We start from the raw sequence: 22,289 nt of genomic DNA, 5'->3' as shown, positions 1-22,289 counted from the left end.
AATAAACTCAATGGGGAGGTATTAGGTATGCGTCTTGAATTAGGAAAGATCCATATTAAAGATATACAATTTGCTGCAGAATCAAAAATCGAGGCAAACGTATTATATGTAAATAAAGAAGAGCTTGTAAAAGCTGTTTTCGAGGATGATGCAATTGAATCTGTTGATTTAGAAATTGCTCGTCCAGGTGAGAGTGTTCGTATTACACCTGTTAAGGATGTAATTGAACCTCGTGTTAAAGTTGAAGGTCGTGGAGGAATTTTCCCAGGTATCCTTTCAAAAGTTGATACAGTAGGTGAAGGTCGTACAATCGCACTTAAAGGTATGGCTGTAGTAACTACTGGTAAAATCGTAGGATTCCAAGAAGGTATCATCGATATGACTGGAGTTGGAGCTGACTACACTCCATTCTCTAAAACAAATAACTTAATCGTTATTGCTGAACCTAAAGAAGGAGTTAAACAACACGAACACGAAAAAGCAGTTCGTTACATCGGATTCAAAGCTGCTCGTTACATTGCAGAATTAGCTCGTTCATTAGAACCAGAAGAAGTAGAAGTGTTTGAAACTAAACCTTTATTAGAACAAATTGCTGAATATCCAGATCTACCAAAAGTAGGTTATGTATACATGCTTCAAACTCAAGGTTTATTACACGATACTTATGTATATGGTGTTGATGCTAAACAAATCGTACCAACTATTCTATATCCAACAGAAATCATGGATGGTGCAATTGTAAGTGGTAACTGTGTATCAGCATGTGATAAAAACCCAACATATGTGCACTTAAACAATGGTGTTATTGAAGATTTATACAAAAAACATGGTAAAGAAATTAACTTCTTAGGTGTAATCATCACTAATGAAAATGTTTATTTAATGGATAAAGAACGTTCATCTAACTGGACTGCAAAACTTTGCCGTTACTTAAACTTAGATGCTGTAATCGTATCTCAAGAAGGATTTGGTAACCCAGATACTGACTTAATTATGAACTGTAAAAAAATTGAAGCTGAAAAAGTTAAAACAGTTATCGTAACTGATGAATATGCAGGGCGTGACGGAGCCAGCCAAAGTTTAGCTGATGCTGACGTAGCTGCTGACGCTGTAGTAACTGGAGGAAATGCTAACCAAGTGGTTGTATTACCAAAATTAGATAAAGTTATCGGACACATTGATGTAGTAAATGTAATTGCTGGTGGTAACCAAGACTCATTAAGAGAAGATGGAACTATCGAAGTTGAAATTCAAGCTATTACAGGTGCTACTAACGAAACAGGTTTCGGTTACTTAAGTACTAAAACTTTCTAATTAAGCAAAATAAAAATAAATGTTATAGATTTTAACAAGGAGGAAATAAGATAATGGTAAGTCTTATTAATAAAAAAGTAGTTATCATTGGTGACCGTGATGGTATCCCAGGATTAGCTATTGAAGAGTGTGTAAAACCAATCGAAGGATTAGAAGTAGTATTCTCATCTACTGAATGTTTTGTCTGAACAGCTGCAGGGGCTATGGACTTAGAAAACCAAAAACGTGTTAAAGAAGCTGCCGAAAAATACGGTAACGAAAACGTTGTGGTTTTACTAGGTGCATCTGAAGCCGAAGCTGCTGGTCTAGCAGCTGAAACAGTAACAGCAGGTGACCCAACATTTGCAGGACCACTTGCAGGTGTAGCATTAAATCTTGCTGTATATCACGTTGTAGAAGAAGAAATTAAATCTCAAATAGATGAAGCTATCTATGAAGATCAAGTTGGAATGATGGAAATGGTATTAGATATTGATGAAATCGCAAGCGAAATGAAAGATGTTCGTGGAGAGTAATTAAAAATCTAAATAATAGTTATAGGGGGAAATAAAAATGTCTAAAATAAGAGTAGTACATTATATAAACCAATTCTTCGCTGGAGTAGGTGGAGAAGAACAAGCCCACATTGCACCGGAATTAAGAACTGAATTACCACCGATTAGTGTTCAGTTACAAGGGCAATTGGGAGAAGAATTTGAAGTAGTAGCTGCAGTAGTTTGTGGTGATAGTTACTTCAACGAAAACTTAGAAAAAGTTCAACCAGAACTTTTAGAAATGATTAAAGGATGCGAACCACAATTATTTATCGCTGGTCCAGCATTCAATGCAGGGCGTTACGGGGTAGCAGCTGGTACAATTACTAAAGCTGTTCAAGACGAATTAGGAATTCCAGCTGTAACAGCAATGTATGTAGAAAACCCAGGAACAGACATGTTTAGAAAAGAAGTTTATATTCTTGAAACAGCTGACAGTGCAGCTGGTATGAGAAAAGCTTTACCAAAATTAGCTAAATTTGCAGCAAAATTAGCTAAAGGTGAAGAAATCCTTTCTCCAAAAGAAGAAGGATACCATGAAAGAGGAATCCGTGTTAACTTCTTCAGTGACAAACGTGGATCAGAACGTGCTGTTGAAATGCTTGTTAAGAAAATTAAAGGTGAAGAATTCGAAACAGAATATCCAATGCCTAACTTTGACAGAGTTGAGCCAAATCCAGCTGTTAAAGATTTAAGTAAAGCTAAAATCGCTTTAGTTACTTCTGGTGGTATCGTTCCAAAAGGAAATCCAGATCACATCGAATCATCTTCTGCATCTAAATATGGTGAATATTCATTAGAAGGATTTACTGATTTAACTGATGCAACTCACGAAACAGCTCACGGTGGATACGACCCAGTATACGCTAACGAAGATGCTGACCGTGTATTACCTGTAGACGTAATGAGAGAATTTGTTAAAGAAGGTAAAGTAGGAAGCTTACATGAAAAATTCTATACTACAGTAGGTAACGGTACTGCCGTAGCTAGTGCTGTAGGATTCGCTAAAGAATATGCACAAAAATTAGTAGCCGATGGAGTAGATGCTGTAATCTTAACTTCTACTTGAGGAACTTGTACTCGTTGCGGTGCAACGATGGTAAAAGAAATTGAGAGAGCGGGTATACCTGTGGTTCACATGTGTACAGTAGTACCGATTTCTCTAACAGTTGGAGCTAACAGAATCGTTCCAACTATCGCAATCCCTCACCCACTAGGAAATCCAAAACTAGATGCGGATGAAGAGAAAAAATTAAGACGTGGACTTGTAGAAAAAGCATTACATGCTTTAACTGTAGAAGTTGACGGACAAACAGTATTCGAATAATAAAAAAGAAAGGGGAGCTGAGGGTATGTTTATACCCTCAGCACGATATAGCTATGAATTATCCAGTATTTAAGGGAGCAGGATACATTCTTGTTCATACACCAGATATGATAGTAAGAAATGGATCGACTGCTTCTGTAGAAAGAGTTACGAATCCAGATTCAGAGTTTTTAAAAGAAGTAAATAACCATATTCGTACATATGAAGAAGTGGTTAACTATTTACCTAACCAAGTGTATATTGGTAATAAAACACCTGAACAATTAAATACATATCCAATGCCTTGGTATGATATTAAAGATGAAAAAGGTGAACGACACGGTAAATTTGGACAAATTGTCCCACAAGATGAGTTTTTAGCATTAATGAAACTTTGTGATGCTTTTGACTTAGTTAAACTATCAGAAGAGTTTGTAGCCGCTGTTCGTCCTAAAATAGAGGAAAACTTCAAAGAGCTAGCTCCTTTATTCGAAAAATTAGAAGGATCTGACTTAAGTGATAATGAAGAATCATTCGAAGATTTAGTTCATGAAGGAAAAGTAGTTGGTTATGTTAAAAAAGCTCACGATGTTGATGTGAACTTAAATGCTCACGTTATATTCGAAAATCTAGTAGTTAAAGCTTCTGGAGTTGTTGCTGCATTAGAATTATTACGTAATTCTGGTGTAAACCCAGCTGATATTGACTATGTTGTAGAATGTTCTGAAGAAGCTTGTGGGGATATTAACCAGCGTGGTGGTGGTAACTTCGCTAAAGCAATTGCAGAAGTTGTAGGTTTAGTTAACGCTACTGGATCTGACTTAAGAGGTTTCTGTGCTGCACCAACTCACGCATTAATCAGTGCTTCATCTTTAGTAAAAGCTGGAGTATACAAAAATGTATTAGTAGTTGCTGGTGGAGCAAGTGCTAAATTAGGTATGAATGGTAAAGACCACGTTAAAAAAGGTCTTCCAGTTCTAGAAGATGTTCTAGGTGGATTTGCTGTTCTTATTAGTGAAAATGATGGAGTAAATCCAATCATTAGAACTGATATGGTCGGAAAACACAATGTAGGAACAGGATCTTCACCACAAGCTGTAATGGGAGCTTTAGTAGCTGATCCATTAGATAAAGCTAAATTGAAAATTACAGATGTTGATGTATTCTCTGTAGAGATGCAAAACCCAGACATCACAAAAGCTGCTGGAGCAGGTAACGTTCCAGAAGCTAACTACAAAATGATTGCGGCATTAGCTGCAATGCGTGGAGATATTGAGAAAAAAGAACTTAAAACATTTATCGAAGCTAAAGGTTTACCTGGTTGGGCTCCAACACAAGGACACATTCCTTCAGGAGTACCTTATGTAGGATTCTTAATTGATGACTTAACAAAAGGTGATAAAAACCGTGCTATGATCGTAGGTAAAGGTAGTCTATTCTTAGGAAGAATGACAAACTTATTTGATGGAGTATCTATTGTAGTTGAAAGAAACAGCGGTAATGTAGAAGGAGAATCTGCAGGAATTTCTAAAGATGAAATAAGAAAAATTATTGCAGAATCAATGAGAAAAATTTCCCAAGAAATGTTAGAAGAATAGGGGTGATACTATGAGTAAACAAGTTATATCAGAAGTATTGCTAGAAGTAGCTAATGCCATTGAAACTGGTAACTTTGGTAAAAAATTAAAAGTTGGTTTAACAACTTTAGGAAGTGAACATGGCTTTGAGAACTTACTTAACGGTGCAATATTAGCTAAAAATCCTGTATTCGACATAGTTTTAATAGGTAAGGGACATGAGGACTTTGAATCGTATGAAGCTAAAGATGAAGATGAAGCTCACAAAATTATGGAAGACCTATTAGATAAAGGTGAAATAGCTTCTTGTGTAACTATGCATTATAATTTCCCTATCGGTGTATCAACAGTTGGTAGAGTTGTTACACCTGGAAGAGGTAATGAAATGCTTCTTGCAACAACAACAGGGACTTCAGCTACTAACAGAGTTGAAGCAATGGTAAGAAATACACTTTACGGTATTGCAACTGCTAAATCGCTTGGAAAATCTAATCCTACTGTTGGTATAGCGAATGTTGAAGGTGCTAGACAAGTTGAAAAAATTTTATTAGACCTTAAAGAGAATGGTTATGAATTTGAATTTGCAACATCTCAAAGAGCGGATGGTGGTTCTGTAATGAGAGGTAATGATTTACTTATGGGAACTCCTGATGTTATGGTTGTTGATTCATTAACTGGTAACTTATTCATGAAAGTATTCTCAGCGTTCACTACTGGTGGGGATTATGAAGCTAGTGGATTTGGATATGGACCTGGTGTAGGAGAAGATTACGATAGAAGAATTTTAATCTTATCAAGAGCATCTGGTTCACCTGTTGTTGCCAATGCATTGAAATACGCTTATGAAGTAGCCAAAGGTAAAGTAAACGAAATAGCAAGACAAGAATTTGAAAAAGCTAATAAAGCTAAACTTGATGAATTCATTTCTAAATTGAAAATTAAAAAAGAAGGCTCAGCAACTACTGAAGAGGTAAAAATGCCAGATAAAGAAGTAGTTACTGCACAAATTTCAGGTATAGATATTCTAGATCTTGAAGATGCAACTAAACTACTTTGGAAAAATGGAATATATGCTGAGAGTGGAATGGGATGTACTGGACCGATAGTTTTAGTAAATCCTGATAAGAAAGATTCAGCAGAAGAAATTCTTAAAAATGAAGGGCTTATTTCATAATCTAAAGATAGGCAGATTGGTTTCTTAGAGAAGGAAAAGCCGTAAGGTTTAAACAATTAATAAATACCCTTTTTATTGGATGAAATAATTTCCAGTAAAGAGGGTGTTTTTAATTTCTGAAGAGGTATGAAATAAATGGGGTATATAAGCAATAGTGTTATATTAATTTTTTAAGAATTTTTGATAATAGAGTAATTTGATTAAATTAACTTCGCACTGTATAATATAAAATTGGAAGATTTTGAAATGGAGAAAAATTGTTAGAATTAATAAGTTCTAACGAAAGGAGATTTTTTTATTAATGCAAATATTTAGAAAAAAAACATTAGAAAGGGTACTAGGAGAAAGAGGTAAGAAGATGTTGAAGCCAACCCTAAGAACTATGGATTTAATTTTTCTTGGTATAGGTTCTGTTATTGGTTCAGGTATATTGGTACTAACTGGTGAAGTAGCATCTAAGGTAGGACCATCGGTAATATTCTCGTTTTTAATTGCTGGACTAGCATGTGGGCTTACAGCATTATGTTATGCTGAATTATCTTCAACTATTCCATCTAGTGGTAGTGTGTATACATATAGTTATATTACACTAGGAGAAGTAGTTGCTCATTGTATGGGCTGGCTTTTAGCAGGAAGCTATATCATAGCAGGAGCTGCGATAGCTAATGGTTGGTCAAGTTATTTTAAATCGTTATTGGAAGGCTTTGGAGTTGTAATACCTAAGGAATATACAACATTACCTAGCGAAGGCGGCTATGGAAATATCTTAGCAATTACTGTAGTTTTACTAATAATGATAGTCTTATTTAAAGGGACAAATAGTAGTAAGTTTGTGAATAATTTAATGGTTGCTGTTAAGATTATTGTTATTTTACTATTCGTTCTTGTAGGTATGTTTTATGTTACTCCGACGAATTGGACTGATAATTTTGTACCACAAGGAATATCGGGGATAATGATAGGAGCGACAACGGTGTTTTTCGCGTATTTAGGTTTTGATACTATCTCGACTTCAGCTGAAGAGACTGTAAACCCGCAAAAGTCTCTTCCTAGATCAATTATTATTACGTTATTAATTTGTACAGTATTTTATATAATTGTTTGTTTAGTAATAACGGGAATGGTACCATTTAGTCAATTAGGGAAAGGTGATGCATTAGCGTATGTTCTTGGAGTAGTTGGTCAAGCTAAGGTAGCGGGAATAGTTTCTTTAGGAGCAGTTATAGGTCTCTTATCTGGACCTTTGGGAACAATGTTTGCTGCGGTTAGAATATTATTTACAATGAGCAGAGATGGATTATTACCAAAACAGTTATCGACCTTAAATAAAAGTGGTGTCCCTGGTCCAACAACAATTGGAGTTGGTTTATTAATGGCTATTTTAACAGGATTCTTGCCACTGGGACAATTAGCTGATTTAGCTAATGTCTCGTACATAATAGCATTTGCGTTGGTTAGTTACTCAACCTTTGCTATTAGAAAGAATTATCCTAACGTGAAGCGTGGATTTACTATGCCAGGAATGCCTTACTTATCAATAATATCAATATTATTATTTATCATATTATTATATGGTATTCAATTGTCAACCTGGAAAATTTTTGGATGTTGGATTTTAGTAGGTTTAGCAATTTATTTTGCTTATTCTGTAAATCATAGTAAGGAAAGATAAGTTGATAATAAAATTAAAAATCTTGGATATTAGTTATGTCTAATATCCAAGATTTTTTTATAAGAATTGCGAATCATCTTCTATTATTTCTTTAACCTTTTGCATTTGGTTGTCTAGTTTAGCACTTATATCTGCACAGAGTTGAAGACGACGCTCTATTTCTTTTTCTTTTTCTTCACTTAGGTTTTTCTTGTATCTAAGTTTGTGTTCTAAGCTAGCCCAGAAATCCATTGCGATTGTTCTAAATTGAACCTCAACAGCAATGTATTCTACTTTATCTGATAAGAAGATTGGTACCTTAACGATAAGGTGATAACTTCTATAGCCATTTTCTTTGTGATTTTTAATATAGTCTTTTTCAGCTATAACTGTAAGATCATCTTGTTGTTTTAAGGCATCTACAAGTTTATAAACATCATTTTTAAATGAACATATAACACGCACACCAGCAACATCATAGATGTTTTCTTTTATTGTATTTATATCAAATGGTAAACCTAAACGTTTAAGTTTATTCATTAGGCTCATTGGAGTCTTTAATCTAGTGTTCACGGATTCGATTGGATTACTCTCTCCGTGTAAAGAAAATTCCTTATCAAAAACATTTAGTTTTGTTTCAATTTCAAGCATTGCACATTCGTAGTGCATAAATAATTCTACATAGGGTTCTAATTCATTTATTAGGAGCGAATTGTTATTTTCTATAGAAAATAATTGTTCTGTTAATTTTTCAATTTGTGTTTTTTTCATATACATTTCTCACTTTATTATTTACTATAATTTTATCATAAATTGTTATATTAAAATATAGTTTAAGTAATGAAAAATAAATTTTTTAGGTTGAAGTGAACTTTTTGAACATCATTTTCAACTAGTATAAGATAAGGGAAGTAGAAAACTGTATCATATATTTCATATGTTGAAAATTGTTACAGAAGCATATGTCAACCCTTGTTAAAGTTGATATAATAAGGTTTTTAGATTATGGTTATAAAAACAGAAGAGCTAAAAAAATTCACAATTAGAGTAAAAGGCTAGCTAATAAGCTTTTTGGATTTCCCGGAAATAAATGTTGTAGACAGGAAGAAATTTTTGAGATAAGATAGTATTATAATGTTTTTATGAATCTAAAATTATATCGAAATGAGGGATAACATGCAAAATAATAATTTATATTCATATACAAAGGCGAAAGTTGATAGTTTAACTAAAAATTTACTAGTTATAAAAAGGGATGGGCGTATAGTTAGGTTTGATGCTGAAAAAATCTATAAGGCGATAGAAAAAGCGGTACATTCAGTATTTGGTAAAAACCATAGTGTTAATATTAATGGTATTGTGGATAACGTAATTTTAGAGATTGCTAATAGATTTAAAGGTGATATTAAAATTTATGAACTTCAAAATATTGTTGAGCACACACTGCTTACTTTAGGTGAAGAAGCAATATATGAAGAGTATGTAGGCTATAGAAGTATGCGTGATATTGAACGTGAACGCAGTCTAGATATAAATGTAGCTATTGAGAAACTCGTTAATCGTGATGAGAATGTAGTAAATGAGAATGCTAATAAAGACAGTTTGGTGTTTAATACACATAGAGATTTAACGAGTGGTATTGTTGCTAAAGCAATAGGTCTTAAAATGTTGCCGAAACATGTTGCTAATGCACATCAAAAAGGAGAAATTCACTATCATGACTTAGATTACTCACCTTATCAACCATTGACAAACTGTTGTTTAATTGACTTTAAAGAGATGTTAACAAAAGGTTTTAAAATTGGGAATGCTGATGTAGATAGTCCTAAGAGTATTCAAACAGCAACAGCTCAAATGGCTCAGATTATTGCTAATGTTGCATCAAGCCAGTACGGTGGATGTAGTGCTGATAGAATTGACGAGGTACTTGCACCGTTCGCAAAATTAAACTATGAAAAGAATTTAAAAATGGCTCAAGAGTGGATTGATGATGAGGAAAAACAAAAGGAATTTGCTAAACAAAAGACTAAAAAAGATATTTTTGATGCAATGCAATCTTTAGAATATGAAATTAATACATTATACTCATCACAAGGACAAACACCATTTACATCATTAGGTTTCGGGTTAGGTGAGGACTATTTTGAAAAAGAAATTCAAAAAGCGATACTTAAGGTAAGAATAGAAGGATTAGGAAAAGAGAAAAGAACGGCTATTTTCCCTAAGTTAATTTTTGTTATTAAAGATGGCTTAAATTTAAAACCAACAGATCCTAATTATGATGTGAAACAACTTGCGTTGTCATGCGCAACTCAAAGAATGTATCCAGATGTACTTATGTATGATACTATTACGAAGATTACTGGTAGTTGTAAAACTCCTATGGGTTGTAGATCGTTCTTACCTGCTTGGAGAAATGAACAAGGTGAACTTGTGGAAAGTGGGCGTATGAATCTTGGGGTAGTAACGTTAAATCTTCCTAGAATAGCTTTAGAATCAAAAGGTAATAAGAACGAGTTCTGGGAAATTTTTAAAGAGAGGTTAGAAATTTGCAAAGATGCACTTGATTACAGAGCAAAACGCTGTGGTGAGGCAAAACCGCAAAATGCACCTATTCTTTACATGCACGGTGCGTTTGGGAAACGTCTTAAACCTGAAGACAGGGTAAAACAATTATTTGACAATAAACGTTCTACATTATCATTGGGGTATATAGGTTTATATGAAGTGGCAAGTGTCTTTTATGGTGGGGAATGGGAGAAAAATCCCGAAGCAAAAGAATTTACTCTTGATATCATGCGTTATATGAAAGAGAGTGTAGATAAGTGGACAGAAGAGGGAGACTATTGGTATAGTATTTATTCAACACCTAGTGAGTCTCTAACTGATAGATTCTGTCGAATGGATACTGAGAAGTTTGGTATTGTAGAAAATATTACAGATAAAGAATATTATACAAACTCGTATCATTATGATGTAAGAAAGAACCCGACTCCATTTGAAAAATTAGATTTTGAAAAAGATTATCCATATTATGCAAGTGGTGGATTTATTCATTATTGTGAATACCCAGTATTAAAACAAAATCCAAGGGCGCTAGAAGCGGTATGGGATTATGCTTATGACAAGGTAGGATATTTAGGTACAAATACACCGATTGATCGTTGTTATAAATGTGGATATGAGGGAGAATTTGAGCCAACTAAAAAAGGATTTAAATGCCCAGAATGTGGGAATAGAGATCCGAAAAGCTGCGATGTGGTTAAAAGAACATGTGGTTATTTAGGAAATCCTCAAGCGCGTCCTATGATTAAAGGTCGTCATAAAGAAATTGTAGCAAGGGTAAAACATTTAAAATAAAAATAACTTTTAATAGGGAGTGACTCAAAAATCGTGGTTTCTAGAAACAAGATTTTGTTGAGTCCTCCCGGGATAGTTTATTAGATATCTAAAAAGTTTTTATAAAGCGAATTTAGATATCAATAAACCACTGCGTCTATGAGTTCTTATATGAACTTTGTTAAATTTTAGGACTTTTGGGTCAGTTTCTATAATTTTTAAAGTTTAAAGAGAATAAAAAAATTAATCTAAAACAATAAAAAACCTTTAAATCCTTTACATTATTCAATTTTTTTGATAAAATCAATACTGATAAGAAATTAGGAGGAATTTATACATGGGTAAAATATTTAAAGGTGCTTTATTAGGAGCGATAAGTGCAATAGGAGCTTATTATTATAAAAATCCTAAAGAGTTAGAGAAACACAAAGAGTTATTAAAAGAAAATGCTAGAAATGGTATTGATAGATTAACAGAAATTGTTAATGATAAAATTCAGGAGTTAGAAGCACAAGCGCAGGAAGAAAAAGATCTTGCTAAAGAAAAATTAGAAGAATTAACAGCATCTGAAGAAGTTGCGGAAGTAGAAGAAAGCTTTGTAGAATTAGGAGCTAAAGCTAAAGAGGTTAAAGAAGAAGTAGTAGCAGAAGTAACTGAAACAGTAGAAGATGTGAGAGAAGCTACAGAACCTGCAGTTGAACAATTAGAAGGAACTATTGCACCAGTTGTAGAAGAAGTAAAAGAAATTGTTGTTCCAGCTGCTGAGCCTGCTTTTGAGAAAACGGAAGAAGTTGTGGAGAATGTAAAAGAAGCGGCAGTAGAGCAATACGAAGAAAAAGTAGAGCCTACATTTGAAGAAATTCATGAGGCTGTAGCTCCAGTTATTGAAAAAGCAGAAGAAGTACATGAAGAATTAGAAGAGGAAGTTGAGGAAAAACCAAAAACAACTCTAGATTCTATCGTTTCTTTATTCGCTTCAAAAGAAGGAAATAAATAGTATAGATGATATATGATGGAATCGAGGCATGGAGAAATATCTCTTTAGCCTCGGTTCTTTTTATAAAATAAATAATATAGTAGTTCTATAATAAATTCGGAGTATGATAACAATTCTCATTTCTGGATTATTTTTTTTGATAAAAAATATTTATAATTTAGATACTTTTTAATTATTTTAAAGTTAAAATCACTTGTTTTAAATAATTTTTCGCATCGCATGATAGCTGTAATTTATAAGCGTTTAGTAGATAATGAGAGATTGGTAAATATAATTATATTTTTTATATATTCCTAACTTTATAAATAATTTCCAATTCATATTTATATAGATAATTACTTGATTAAGAATCGATGCCTGTATTACAATAAATTTGTAAGGTGATTATTTAAAGGAGGAGAATTATGAAAGCAAATAAAAAACTATTAACATCACTAATTTCAATATCAATGTGTAGTATGTTGATTCCAATGAATGGAATACAGAATATATATGCCACAGAAGGAGAAGTCACACTTGCTAATACTGGGAATATTAGTAAAGATGAAATTATTAATGCTCTTATTCCAGATAGTCAACTTGAACATAAGGTAGACGATAATGAAAAGGTAGAGATTCCAGATTATAATTTACGTCGTGGTATTTGTGAACTTATGAACTACAAAGATGTTGATAATGCAGTAATCACAAAGAGAGATTTGAGAAGAATAAGGTATCTTTCACCAGAAGTGTGTCAGGCTCATGACAATTCGGAACATGGCGTTAGAGTTAAAAGTCTTGAAGGTTTACAATATGCTGAGAATCTTGAAAAGTTAAGTATGGTAAATCAAGCGTTTGGTGATATCTCTCCGTTAGCCAATCTGACTAAATTAAAATATCTTGATTTGAGAAATGTAGCAAAAAATGGTCATGGTATAAAAGATCTTTCGCCTTTAGCGAAATTAACAAATCTAGAATATTTAAATTTATTTAAAGCGGAACCTATAAATGTAAATGAGTTAGAAAATCTTGTGAAGTTGAAATCACTGAATCTGGGTGCTGCTAAAATAAATAGTGTTAGTTTTGCAAGTAAAATGATAAATTTAGAATATCTAAACTTGGAACACAATGAATTTGCGGATGTAACTGCTTTAGAGGATTTAGTTAATTTAAAAACATTATTATTGGATTCTACTGTGAAAACATGGATTACTGATACAAGTAAATCTAGAATAAAAGATATTTCAAAATTGAATAGACTAACTAAATTAGAAGAATTAGGTGTATCTAATAATGATATTGATAACATAGATGTAGTTAAAAATTTTAAAAAATTAAATAAATTCCATGCAACAAATAATAATATTACAAACTTTGAATCATTATTATCTTTACGAGGATTACAAGAGGTTTGGATTCAAGAAAATAAAAATAATATAGTGAAATCTCCTGAGAATTATCTGAAGGCAAAAGAGTTATTTAATAAATTAAATAAAGGTATTTATGGAAAAGAAGATGTAGCTACTATTGATAGTTTATTAAATGCTGATTCTAACGTGAAAAAATTTTTCAGCGAAGTAGCTGTAAAAACTTTAGAAAAATATAAAGAAGAATTACAAGCAAAAGATAACGTTGAAAATACTTTATTCGAAGATATTAGATTAAATCAAATAAATGGTTCAATCGAGAAAATAGCAAAACTAGCTGATGTTAAAATTAAAGCTGGCGAAAATTTATTGGATAAATTACCGAAGAATGTTAAGGTTAGGGTCAAATTAGATAAAAAAGATTCTAAGGGTGAAATTTCAAGAAATTCAAATTCAGATATTTTAAGAATAGCTGTTGTTAGTAGTGAAGGAGCTTCGGTGATTGAAGGGATTGAATTAGTTTCAAGTACAGGGAAAAAATATACAGTTGCTAATGAAATTATTGAAGTTAAAGCTAGTGATGCTGTAGTTCCATATGTACCATATTCACTAAATTATAATGGGAAGAAAGTATTTGAGTTTTATAATACAAGATATAATAGGGTTGGTAATATAAAAGGTAGTAATGGAGCAATAGATGTTGTAAAAGCAGATGATATTTCTAAATACTTAGTAGCAAATATTGATAAAGGATTAGCTGAAAATAATAATTCGACAACAGTAAAACCAGGAACAGAGACAGGAACAAATCCACCGGCATCAAAACCAGGAACAGAAGCAGGAACAAATCCATCTGCACCAAAACCAGGAACAAATCCATCTGCGCCAAAAACAGGAGCAGATAATAAAAAAAATCAACCACTTGATACAACTGGATTAGGCATAGTGGATAATCAAATCATTTATAAAGTAATAGATGAGAACGGGAAGGCAGTTGAGTTAGATGCACCTTTAGTTGCCTCTGGAGAATATGATTCAAAACAATCGATATTTGAAAATGGACTTTATAAATTCAAAAGTGCAGGAGAAGATTTAGTGTTTAGAATTAGCCTGAATTCTTCGAAATACCAGTTAGTAGGGTCATATTCATTCACAACTGTATACAACCCTAAATTGCCTAATGCTAATAGTTTTTCTTATATATCTAAAGATAATATAAAAGAAAACTTTAGTAAAGAAGGGAAAATAACAAATAAAGAAATATTTGTTATTCAAGTTAAAAACCTTAAAGATAATGCAGTAACCACCCCTAAAATTGAATCGCCTACTGATAATACTAAACCAGTAAAACCAGAAGTTCATACAGATAGTAGAATAGGTGTAAAAAAAGATGCTAGAAATAATGTTAGTATAAATTATAAGATTGTAGATCAGAATGGTAAGGAATTAACAGAGGCATTAAGTTTAAGTGTGACGAGTCCTAATAATCAGGATATTTTACTTAAATTTAATAACGGTGTGTATACTTACAAAGCGCAAGGGATTGATGATACATTTACCTTAACACTAAAATCTGATAAGTATGATTTAGTGAATAGTTATAGATTTAGAGATAAGTTCAATGTTAAAACATTTAAAGGAGAAATATCTTCTGTTCAAGTAAATTCAGAAGATGCTTTAAATGTAGAAGAAGCGGGTGAAAAATTCTTTACATTAGTAGTTGCTGAGAAAAAAGCCTCTGCAGCATCTAGCAATAATGCAACATTTAGAGCTGTAGGGAATTTAGGCTCAACTGATACTATAGATGTAACATTACCTGTTGAATATGATTTAACGAATGTTGATGTCAATACTCCAGGAGAATATGAAGTAACAGGGAAAGTAGTTCATGGAGAAAATATAAGAAACGATAAAGATTTAAAAGTTAATGTTAAAGTTATAGTAACTGCAAAAGATACTGATAAACCAGAAGATAAGAAACCAGAAACTGAAGTGGAGAAACCAAAAGAAGAGAAACCTAAAGCTGAAGTAGAAAAACCAAAAGAAGAGAAACCTAAAGCTGAAGTAGAAAAACCAAAAGAAGAGAAACCAAAAACTGAAGTAGAAAAACCGAAAGAAGAAAAGCCTAAAGCTGAAGTGGTAAAACCTGATAATAAGGTAGAAGTTCTTGAATCTTCTAAACCGGATACAGCACCTATAAATGACGTTCCTGAGTTAGGTAATGTTGATAAGTTAAAAATTGAAGCTGAGATTTCTAAAATAAAAGAGCAATTAAAAACACTCTCTCCTGCTGATGCAGAAAAATTAACAGCTGATTTAGAAAAACTTGAAGAAGCACTTAAGATATTAGAAGCTAATAAACCCGCTGTTCAAAGTTTACCTAAACTAGATATTCCAACAGTCGAGACAGAAATTTCAAAAGTTAAAGAACAAATCAAGGATGCTGAAGAAAACGGTGCTGAACCTTACCTTGTTGAAGGATTAAAAGCTTTATTAGCTGATCATGAAGAACTATTAGAAGCATTAAAAGTATTAGAAGCTAATAAACCAGCTATTAATGAAGTACCTCAGTTTGATTTAACTGCACTTAAAGGTGATAAATTAACTAGAAATGATGTGCACTTCAAACAAAATGATTTTGAACAAAAAGATGAAATTAAAAAAGGAGGAGGATTACCTGCAACAGGTATGACTTCATCTAGAACCGCTGTCTTAGGATTGAGTTTAATTGCATTAGTAGGGGTTGTTGTTAGACGTAAACTTTCTAAGTAATGAAGCACAGTTTTTTAGAATTTTAAATAATTCTAGGAAAGGTATTGGGAGTATGAATAAAACTCTGTAAAAATCAAAATTTACTAGTTTATAATATTTAATTATATATATGGATGCTAGCTTGTATTGTACAGGGAGCATCCATTTTGTTTAATTCATAATTATATTGCATAAAAATCCCTCTTTATTGGTTATTATTTTGTTCAATAAAGAGGGTGTATAATTTATAATTATCTAGTTATTTTTTCTTATAACCTATCAGCAATTGCTTTTCTAATTTCTTCGAATTCAGCAGGCTCAACTTTTTGAGGTGGCCATTTAACTTCTAAATTATCGAAGTTTACATCTTTATCTTTATATCTTGGTACGATGTGGAAGTGAAGGTGGAAGACACTTTGTCCAGCATATTCTTCGTTATTTTGGAAGATATTTACTCCGTCGCAACCATAGGCTTCTTTTACTGCGTTAGCAATTTTCGGAAGAACACGTCCAATGTTAGCAGCTGTTTCAGGATCGCAGTCAAAAATATTTCTACTGTGTTTTTTGGGAATTACTAGAGTGTGTCCTTTTGTGATAGGGAATACATCTAGAAAGCTGTATACATGCTCATCTTCATACACTTTGTAACTTGGGATTTCTCCATCGATAATTTTTTCAAAAATAGTTTTTTCCATAATTTTTACTCCTTATTATTTTAAGTTTTCTAATGTTTCTATTAAAAGTTTTTTCAGGTTTACACTAATTTTTTGTGCAGTTTGTAATACGTGTTCGTGGTCGTGTTTTTTCTCTTGAATTCCTGTAGCCATATTAGTTGCACAAGCTAATACTGCAACTGGAAGTGATGCGTGGTTCGCTGCGATTACTTCTGGTACTGTAGACATACCTACAAGGTTACATCCCATAGTTTTAAATGCACGAATCTCTGCGCGTGTTTCGAAGTAAGGACCTTGGAAGAATCCGTAAACACCAGTGTGTAAAGTAAAGTCTAATTTTTTTGCAGAATTGTGTAAAGTCTCAACTAAGTACGAATCGAAAGGAGTTGTCATGTCAACAAATCTTTCACCTAGACGTGGGTCATTCTCTCCCATTAGAGGGTTATTGTTTACAAGTGAGATGAAGTCATCAAGACATACGATATCTCCTTCACTGAAGTCTGTGTTGATAGCACCGCAAGCATTTGTAATGAATAATCCTTTTACTCCAAGATGTTTAACAACATATGTCATAAAGGCAACATCTTTCATGCTGTATCCTTCGTAATAGTGAAGACGTCCATTTAATACTAATACATTTTTCCCAGAAATTTTTCCGAAAGTTAGTTTATTTGCATGTCCTTTAACACGGTTAGCGTGTTTATTTCCTGGAAAAAGTGGAATAGCTTCGTAGCCAAGTTCTTGTTGATCTTTTAATTCTAAAGTGATTCCACTTCCTAATACTACCGCGTAGTCAATTTGTTCTCCAAAATATTTTTTGATGTAGTTTGCCGTCTCTACAATATTTTCATAATATGTCATAATATAAATTCCTCCTGAAAATGCTTTATCAAAGTTATTATAGCATAAAAAATTCAGAAAATATATAATTTTATATTAATAATTATCAACGTTTGTATTATTAATATAAATGAGTTTATGTAATTTTTAATGATGCGATTGAAATATAAAAATGAACATCAATAACTGCTATAAGACTATGATTTATTTAATCAAAAATTTAGTTGTGTTTAAAAAATTTTAAAAAAGTTCAAAAAAACATTTGCAAGCGTTTTAAAAATATTGTACTATGTACTTAGTACATAAAGATTTTTAGGAGGACATTATGAAAAAATTACGTACTATTTTTGTAATTCTAGTTGCATTATCATTAATTGTTGTTGGTTGTTCTTCAAAGAATGCTAAGAATGATACGAAATCTGATGGCAAGAATGCCTATAAGATTGGTGTTGTAACTGGTGAAGGTGGAGCAAAAGATAAGAGTTTTAACCAAGCTAACGTAGAGGCAATTCAAGCGTGGACGAAAGCTAATGGTGCAAAAGAGCCAGTTGTTTTAGAAACGAAAACTCAATCGGATTTAACTTCTAATTTACAAAATGCAGCAAAAGTATCTGATATTATTTCTTTAGCTGGTTATGAATTTGAAAAAGAAATTCCAAAAGTAGCGGAACAATATAAAGATAAAAAATTCATGTATGTTGATACTTTTGTTGATGCGCCTAATATTGCTTCATTAATCTTTAAGGAACAAGAAGCTGGTTATTTAGCTGGATATATTGCAGCTTTACAATCTAAAACAGGAAAAGTTGGATATATTGGAGGGACTAAAATTCCACCAGTAGAGCGATTTGGTATTGGGTTTGTACAAGGTGCTAAAGCGGCTAAAAGTGATATTAAAGTAATGTATAATTATAGCGGAACTTTTTCAGATACAAACAAAGGTAAAACATTAGCAGCTACTATGTATGACTCAGGTGCGGATGTAATTTTCGTTGCTGCGGGTAATACTGGTAATGGTGTAATCTCAGAAGCTAAAGAACGCGGTATTATCGATATGGCTAAGAGTGGAGAGATTAAACACTGGGTTGTAGGAGTAGATAAAGATCAATACGAAGAAGGTATTTTTAAAGGGAAAGATAAAGACGGAAAAGAATATCAAAAATCTGCTATCTTAACTTCTGCTGTTAAAAATATTGAAGTAGCAGTTACTAAAATATTAAATGAAATCAAAGAAGGTAAATTTACAAAAGGTGAACATGTCTTTGGTATTAAAGAAAATGGTGTAGGAATTCCAAAAGAAAATCCTAACTTAAGTGATGAAGTTAAAACAAAAGTTGCTAGTGCTATCGAAGAACTAAAATCAGGTAAAGTTGAAGTAGTAGCTACTGGAGATGAACTTAAAGCTAAAGGGGCAGCTACAAATATCGAAGGGGAATTATAGTAGACATTTATTATAGGAACTGTTTATAAATATTAATTAGTAGGAATCATCGTTATAGGTGGTTCCTATTTTTTAGAGACATTTAAACGAACTTTTAAAAACAAAAGAAATTAGAAAAATTTTATTATTTTAACTGTAGTTGTAAAATCTTTGGGCACTAAATGATTCTTTGATATTAGAGTATAGTATATGGCAACGTTACTGTATTTTTAAAAAAGCGATAATATTTTTATGTAGAATAATAAATTGTGTACAAATATAGACGAAAATAGTGTAACTTTTAAAATCTTTAAATATAAAGAAAGATAACGTTTTTAGAAAAAACCGAACGTTAAATGGAGTCGAATTATAGAACTTTATATAGATTTGACATTAATCTTAAATATATGATATTATCTTTTTTTGAAACAATTTCTAATCGTAAGGAGATTAATATTTAATATGAGAAAATTATTTTCATTTATAGCGATAATATTATCTGCTATTTTAGTTATTACAGGATGTTCGTCTAAATCGTCAAAAGACAACTTAACTAATAAGTCTAATTTAAAAGTTGTTGTCGTAACTGATGAAGGTGGGGCAAAAGATAAGAGCTTTAACCAAAGTAATGCAGAAACACTAACTTCATGGGTTGAAAAAAATGGTGGTAAGGCATTAACTCCAGTTGAAACAAAAAATCATTCAGACCTAGCAGCAAATATGCAAAGTGCATCAAAAGCAGCTGATGTAATTTCATTAGCAGGTTTTTATTTTGAAAAAGAATTACCAAAAATGGCAGATGCCTTCCCAGATAAAAAGTATATTTTTATCGATGGTGTAGTGGAAAAAGCTAACGTAGCTTCTGTGACTTTTGCGGAACAAGAAGCAGGATATTTAGCAGGATATGCAGCGGCATTACAATCTAAAACTGGGAAAGTTGGATTTATCGGTGGAGCCAAAATTCCTACAGTAGCAAGATTTGGAATTGGATTTGTACAAGGCGCAAAAGCAGCAAATAAAGATATTAAAGTAGTATATAACTACAGTGGATTATTTAGCGATACAAATAAAGGTAAAACAATTGCAGCAACTATGTACGATACAGGAGCTGATGTAATCTTCGTAGCAGCAGGTGGAACAGGTAATGGAGCTATTAAAGAAGCACAAGAAAGAGCTATGCAAGATCTAAAAGAAAGTGGAGAAATCAAACACTGGATTGTAGGTGTTGATAAAGACCAATATACTGATGGAGTCTTTAAAGCTAAGGGCAAAGATGGGAAAGATGTTGAAAAATCTGTAGTTGTAGCATCGGTTATTAAACGTGTGGATGTTGCGGTTAAAAATGTATTAGACAGCATTAAAGCAGGGAAATTCGAAGGTGGAAAAGAACATATCTTTACTATTAAAGAAGATGGAATTGAATTAACTTTAGAAAATCCTAACTTAAATGATGAAACTAAATCAAAAATCAAAAATAAAATGGCAGAGCTAAAAGCTGGTAAAGAGCTAGTTATAGCTGAAGCTGATAAATTAACTGATAAAAATAATATTGACGGTGAATTATAATAAAATTTAACGTAGAATGGGGTTGACCTAAAAGTCCTAAAATTAAACAAATGTCATATGCTAACTCATAGACGCAGGGGTTTATTGATATCTAAATTCGCTTTATAAAAGTTTTTTAGATATCTAATAAACTGTGCGGGGCTGACTCCTCAAAATCTTGTTTCTCCGAAATCACGATTTTTGAGTCACTCCCATTTTTTATTTGACTAAGGTTATTAATGTGTAATAATTGTTTATAATAAGAGTAATGTATTTTAATGTTCGTAAAGTTTCAACTCTTTAATAAGACCTTATTTATAGTTTTATTTTAATTTATTCAATTAATGTGTAATAATTAATAATGTATAAAAATTCGTATTAAATTGTAAACGTTATTAATGTTTTGAAAATGCTTTATAATTATAAAATAATTCTATGGAAATAAAGGAGAATAGATATGATATAAGCTATGAATGTTGTTTTTATAGCTTTTTATAATTATAAAACGAACATTATAAAAAAATGTTAACATTTCAAAAATAAATCATTGAAGTTTCAAAGATAATGTGGTATTATTTAGATATAAACAATATACAAATAAAGGAGACTTTTTATTTATGAAAAAGGTATTTTCGTTAATAGCAGTTGTTTTATCAGCAGCATTAATTATTGTTGGATGTTCTTCTAAATCATCTAACGGAAATTCATCTTCTAACAACTCTGGATTAAAAATCGGTGTTGTAACTGACGAAGGTGGAGCAAAAGATAAAAGTTTTAACCAAAGTAACGTTGAAACTGTAAAAGCTTGGGCTGAAAAAAATGGTGGAAAAGCACTTAACCCAATCGAAACTAAAAACCAAAGTGATATTGCAGCTAACTTACAAAACGCAGCAAAAGCTTCTGATGTAATTTCATTAGCTGGTTTCTACTTTGAAAAAGAATTACCAAAAGTTGCAGATTCATTTGCAGATAAAAAATTCATTTTCATCGATGGTGTAGTTCAAAACAAAAACGTTGCTTCTGTAACATTCTCAGAACACGAAGCTGGATATTTAGCTGGATATGCAGCAGCTTTACAATCAAAAACTGGTAAAGTTGGATACATTGGTGGAGCTAAAATTCCTGCAGTAGTTAAATTTGGTGTTGGATTCGTTCAAGGTGCTAAAGCAGCTAAAAAAGACATCAAAGTTGTTTACAACTACAGTGGTTCATTCAATGACACTAACAAAGGTAAAACTTTAGCAGCAACTATGTTTGATGCTGGTGCTGACGTAATCTTCGTAGCGGCTGGTGGAACTGGTAGTGGATCTATTAAAGAAGCTCAAGAAAGAGCTGCTAAAGATCTTAAAGAAAGTGGAGAAGTTAAACACTGGATCGTTGGTGTAGATAAAGACCAATATTCTGAAGGTGTATTCAAAGCTAAAGATAAAGACGGAAAAGATGTTGAAAAATCAGTTATCTTAACTTCAGCTGTTAAACGTATCGACGTAGCAGTTGCTAACATCTTAGACGCTATCAAAGCTAACAAATTTGAAGGTGGAACAGCTAAAGTCTTCACTATTAAAGAAGATGGTGTTGGACTTCCAGCAGAAAACCCTAACTTAAGCGATGATATCAAAGCTAAAATTAAAACAGTTGTTGAAGATCTTAAAGCTGGAAAAGCAACAGTTGCAGCTGATGCAGCTGGTGTAGCTGATAAAGCTAATATCGACGGAGAACTTTAATTTTAAAAAATTTATAGTAAAAAGGCCTAGCAAATGCTAGGTCTTTTGGTTCTTTGTCAAATTCGGTTGATTTTGAAAATTAGGAGGAAGCTATGCTA

The 22,289-nt window shown here is 32.3% G+C and carries 15 protein-coding genes; 12 read left to right on the top strand and 3 right to left on the bottom strand.

Annotation, left to right across the window (positions count from 1 at the left end; all coding sequences use genetic code 11):
- Positions 1–27 precede the first annotated feature (27 nt).
- The 6 genes from ACO6OL_RS02645 (at position 28) to ACO6OL_RS02620 (ending at position 7,576) form a co-directional block, all read left to right on the top strand.
- Positions 28–1,314, top strand: a complete 1,287-nt coding sequence (locus tag ACO6OL_RS02645) for a glycine/sarcosine/betaine reductase component B subunit (RefSeq protein WP_314159882.1) — start codon at positions 28–30, stop codon at positions 1,312–1,314.
- A gap of 53 nt (positions 1,315–1,367) precedes the next feature.
- Positions 1,368–1,829 (top strand): glycine/sarcosine/betaine reductase complex selenoprotein A, encoded by a 462-nt coding sequence (grdA, locus tag ACO6OL_RS02640; RefSeq protein ID WP_314159881.1) that lies wholly within the window; start codon positions 1,368–1,370, stop codon positions 1,827–1,829.
- 37 nt (positions 1,830–1,866) lie between these two features.
- Entirely contained in the window at positions 1,867–3,174 is a 1,308-nt protein-coding gene (gene grdB, locus ACO6OL_RS02635) for a glycine reductase complex selenoprotein B (RefSeq protein WP_485502020.1), read from the top strand.
- Between the two features lie 53 nt (positions 3,175–3,227).
- Positions 3,228–4,751, top strand: coding sequence for a glycine/sarcosine/betaine reductase complex component C subunit beta (gene grdC / locus ACO6OL_RS02630; RefSeq protein WP_314159879.1), 1,524 nt, complete (start codon positions 3,228–3,230; stop codon positions 4,749–4,751).
- Positions 4,752–4,761: 10 nt separating this feature from the next.
- Positions 4,762–5,904 carry a glycine/sarcosine/betaine reductase complex component C subunit alpha gene (grdD, locus tag ACO6OL_RS02625; RefSeq protein WP_314159878.1) on the top strand — a complete coding sequence of 381 codons (1,143 nt, stop codon included), beginning with the start codon at positions 4,762–4,764 and terminating at the stop codon, positions 5,902–5,904.
- 301 nt (positions 5,905–6,205) lie between these two features.
- On the top strand, positions 6,206–7,576 hold the full coding sequence (locus ACO6OL_RS02620) for an APC family permease (protein WP_485502019.1): 1,371 nt from the start codon (positions 6,206–6,208) through the stop codon (positions 7,574–7,576).
- Between the two features lie 57 nt (positions 7,577–7,633).
- Here ACO6OL_RS02620 and ACO6OL_RS02615 read toward each other — a convergent pair whose 3' ends face one another.
- Positions 7,634–8,326 carry a GTP pyrophosphokinase gene (locus ACO6OL_RS02615; RefSeq protein WP_314159876.1) on the bottom strand — a complete coding sequence of 231 codons (693 nt, stop codon included), beginning with the start codon at positions 8,324–8,326 and terminating at the stop codon, positions 7,634–7,636.
- A 405-nt stretch (positions 8,327–8,731) separates the two neighbouring features.
- Between ACO6OL_RS02615 and nrdD the strand changes: the two genes are divergently transcribed.
- The 3 genes from nrdD (at position 8,732) to ACO6OL_RS02600 (ending at position 16,009) form a co-directional block, all read left to right on the top strand.
- On the top strand, positions 8,732–10,915 hold the full coding sequence (gene nrdD, locus ACO6OL_RS02610) for an anaerobic ribonucleoside-triphosphate reductase (protein WP_485502018.1): 2,184 nt from the start codon (positions 8,732–8,734) through the stop codon (positions 10,913–10,915).
- 316 nt (positions 10,916–11,231) lie between these two features.
- Positions 11,232–11,891: a hypothetical protein gene (locus ACO6OL_RS02605; RefSeq protein WP_485502017.1), complete on the top strand. Its 660-nt coding sequence runs from the start codon at positions 11,232–11,234 to the stop codon at positions 11,889–11,891.
- 404 nt (positions 11,892–12,295) lie between these two features.
- Complete coding sequence (locus ACO6OL_RS02600) at positions 12,296–16,009, top strand: hypothetical protein (RefSeq protein ID WP_485502016.1); 3,714 nt, start codon at positions 12,296–12,298, stop codon at positions 16,007–16,009.
- Between the two features lie 248 nt (positions 16,010–16,257).
- On the opposite strand, the gene ACO6OL_RS02595 is transcribed toward ACO6OL_RS02600, so the two are convergent.
- Positions 16,258–16,683 carry an HIT family protein gene (locus ACO6OL_RS02595; protein WP_299323444.1) on the bottom strand — a complete coding sequence of 142 codons (426 nt, stop codon included), beginning with the start codon at positions 16,681–16,683 and terminating at the stop codon, positions 16,258–16,260.
- Positions 16,684–16,698: 15 nt separating this feature from the next.
- Entirely contained in the window at positions 16,699–17,523 is an 825-nt protein-coding gene (locus tag ACO6OL_RS02590; protein WP_485502015.1) for a purine-nucleoside phosphorylase, read from the bottom strand.
- A gap of 304 nt (positions 17,524–17,827) precedes the next feature.
- Here ACO6OL_RS02590 and ACO6OL_RS02585 point away from each other — a divergent pair, with 304 nt between their 5' ends.
- The 3 genes from ACO6OL_RS02585 (at position 17,828) to ACO6OL_RS02575 (ending at position 22,191) form a co-directional block, all read left to right on the top strand.
- Positions 17,828–18,943 (top strand): BMP family lipoprotein, encoded by a 1,116-nt coding sequence (locus ACO6OL_RS02585; protein ID WP_485502014.1) that lies wholly within the window; start codon positions 17,828–17,830, stop codon positions 18,941–18,943.
- Positions 18,944–19,384: 441 nt separating this feature from the next.
- A complete protein-coding gene (locus tag ACO6OL_RS02580) occupies positions 19,385–20,488 on the top strand; it encodes a BMP family lipoprotein (protein WP_485502013.1) in 1,104 nt (367 codons plus the stop codon).
- 596 nt (positions 20,489–21,084) lie between these two features.
- Positions 21,085–22,191 carry a BMP family lipoprotein gene (locus tag ACO6OL_RS02575; protein WP_316446856.1) on the top strand — a complete coding sequence of 369 codons (1,107 nt, stop codon included), beginning with the start codon at positions 21,085–21,087 and terminating at the stop codon, positions 22,189–22,191.
- Positions 22,192–22,289: the final 98 nt, after the last annotated feature.

It is taken from the genome of Gemella sp. (assembly GCF_057272915.1).
Note: the sequence above shows the minus strand (reverse complement) of the source record. Positions and strands in the feature narration are given on the sequence as shown.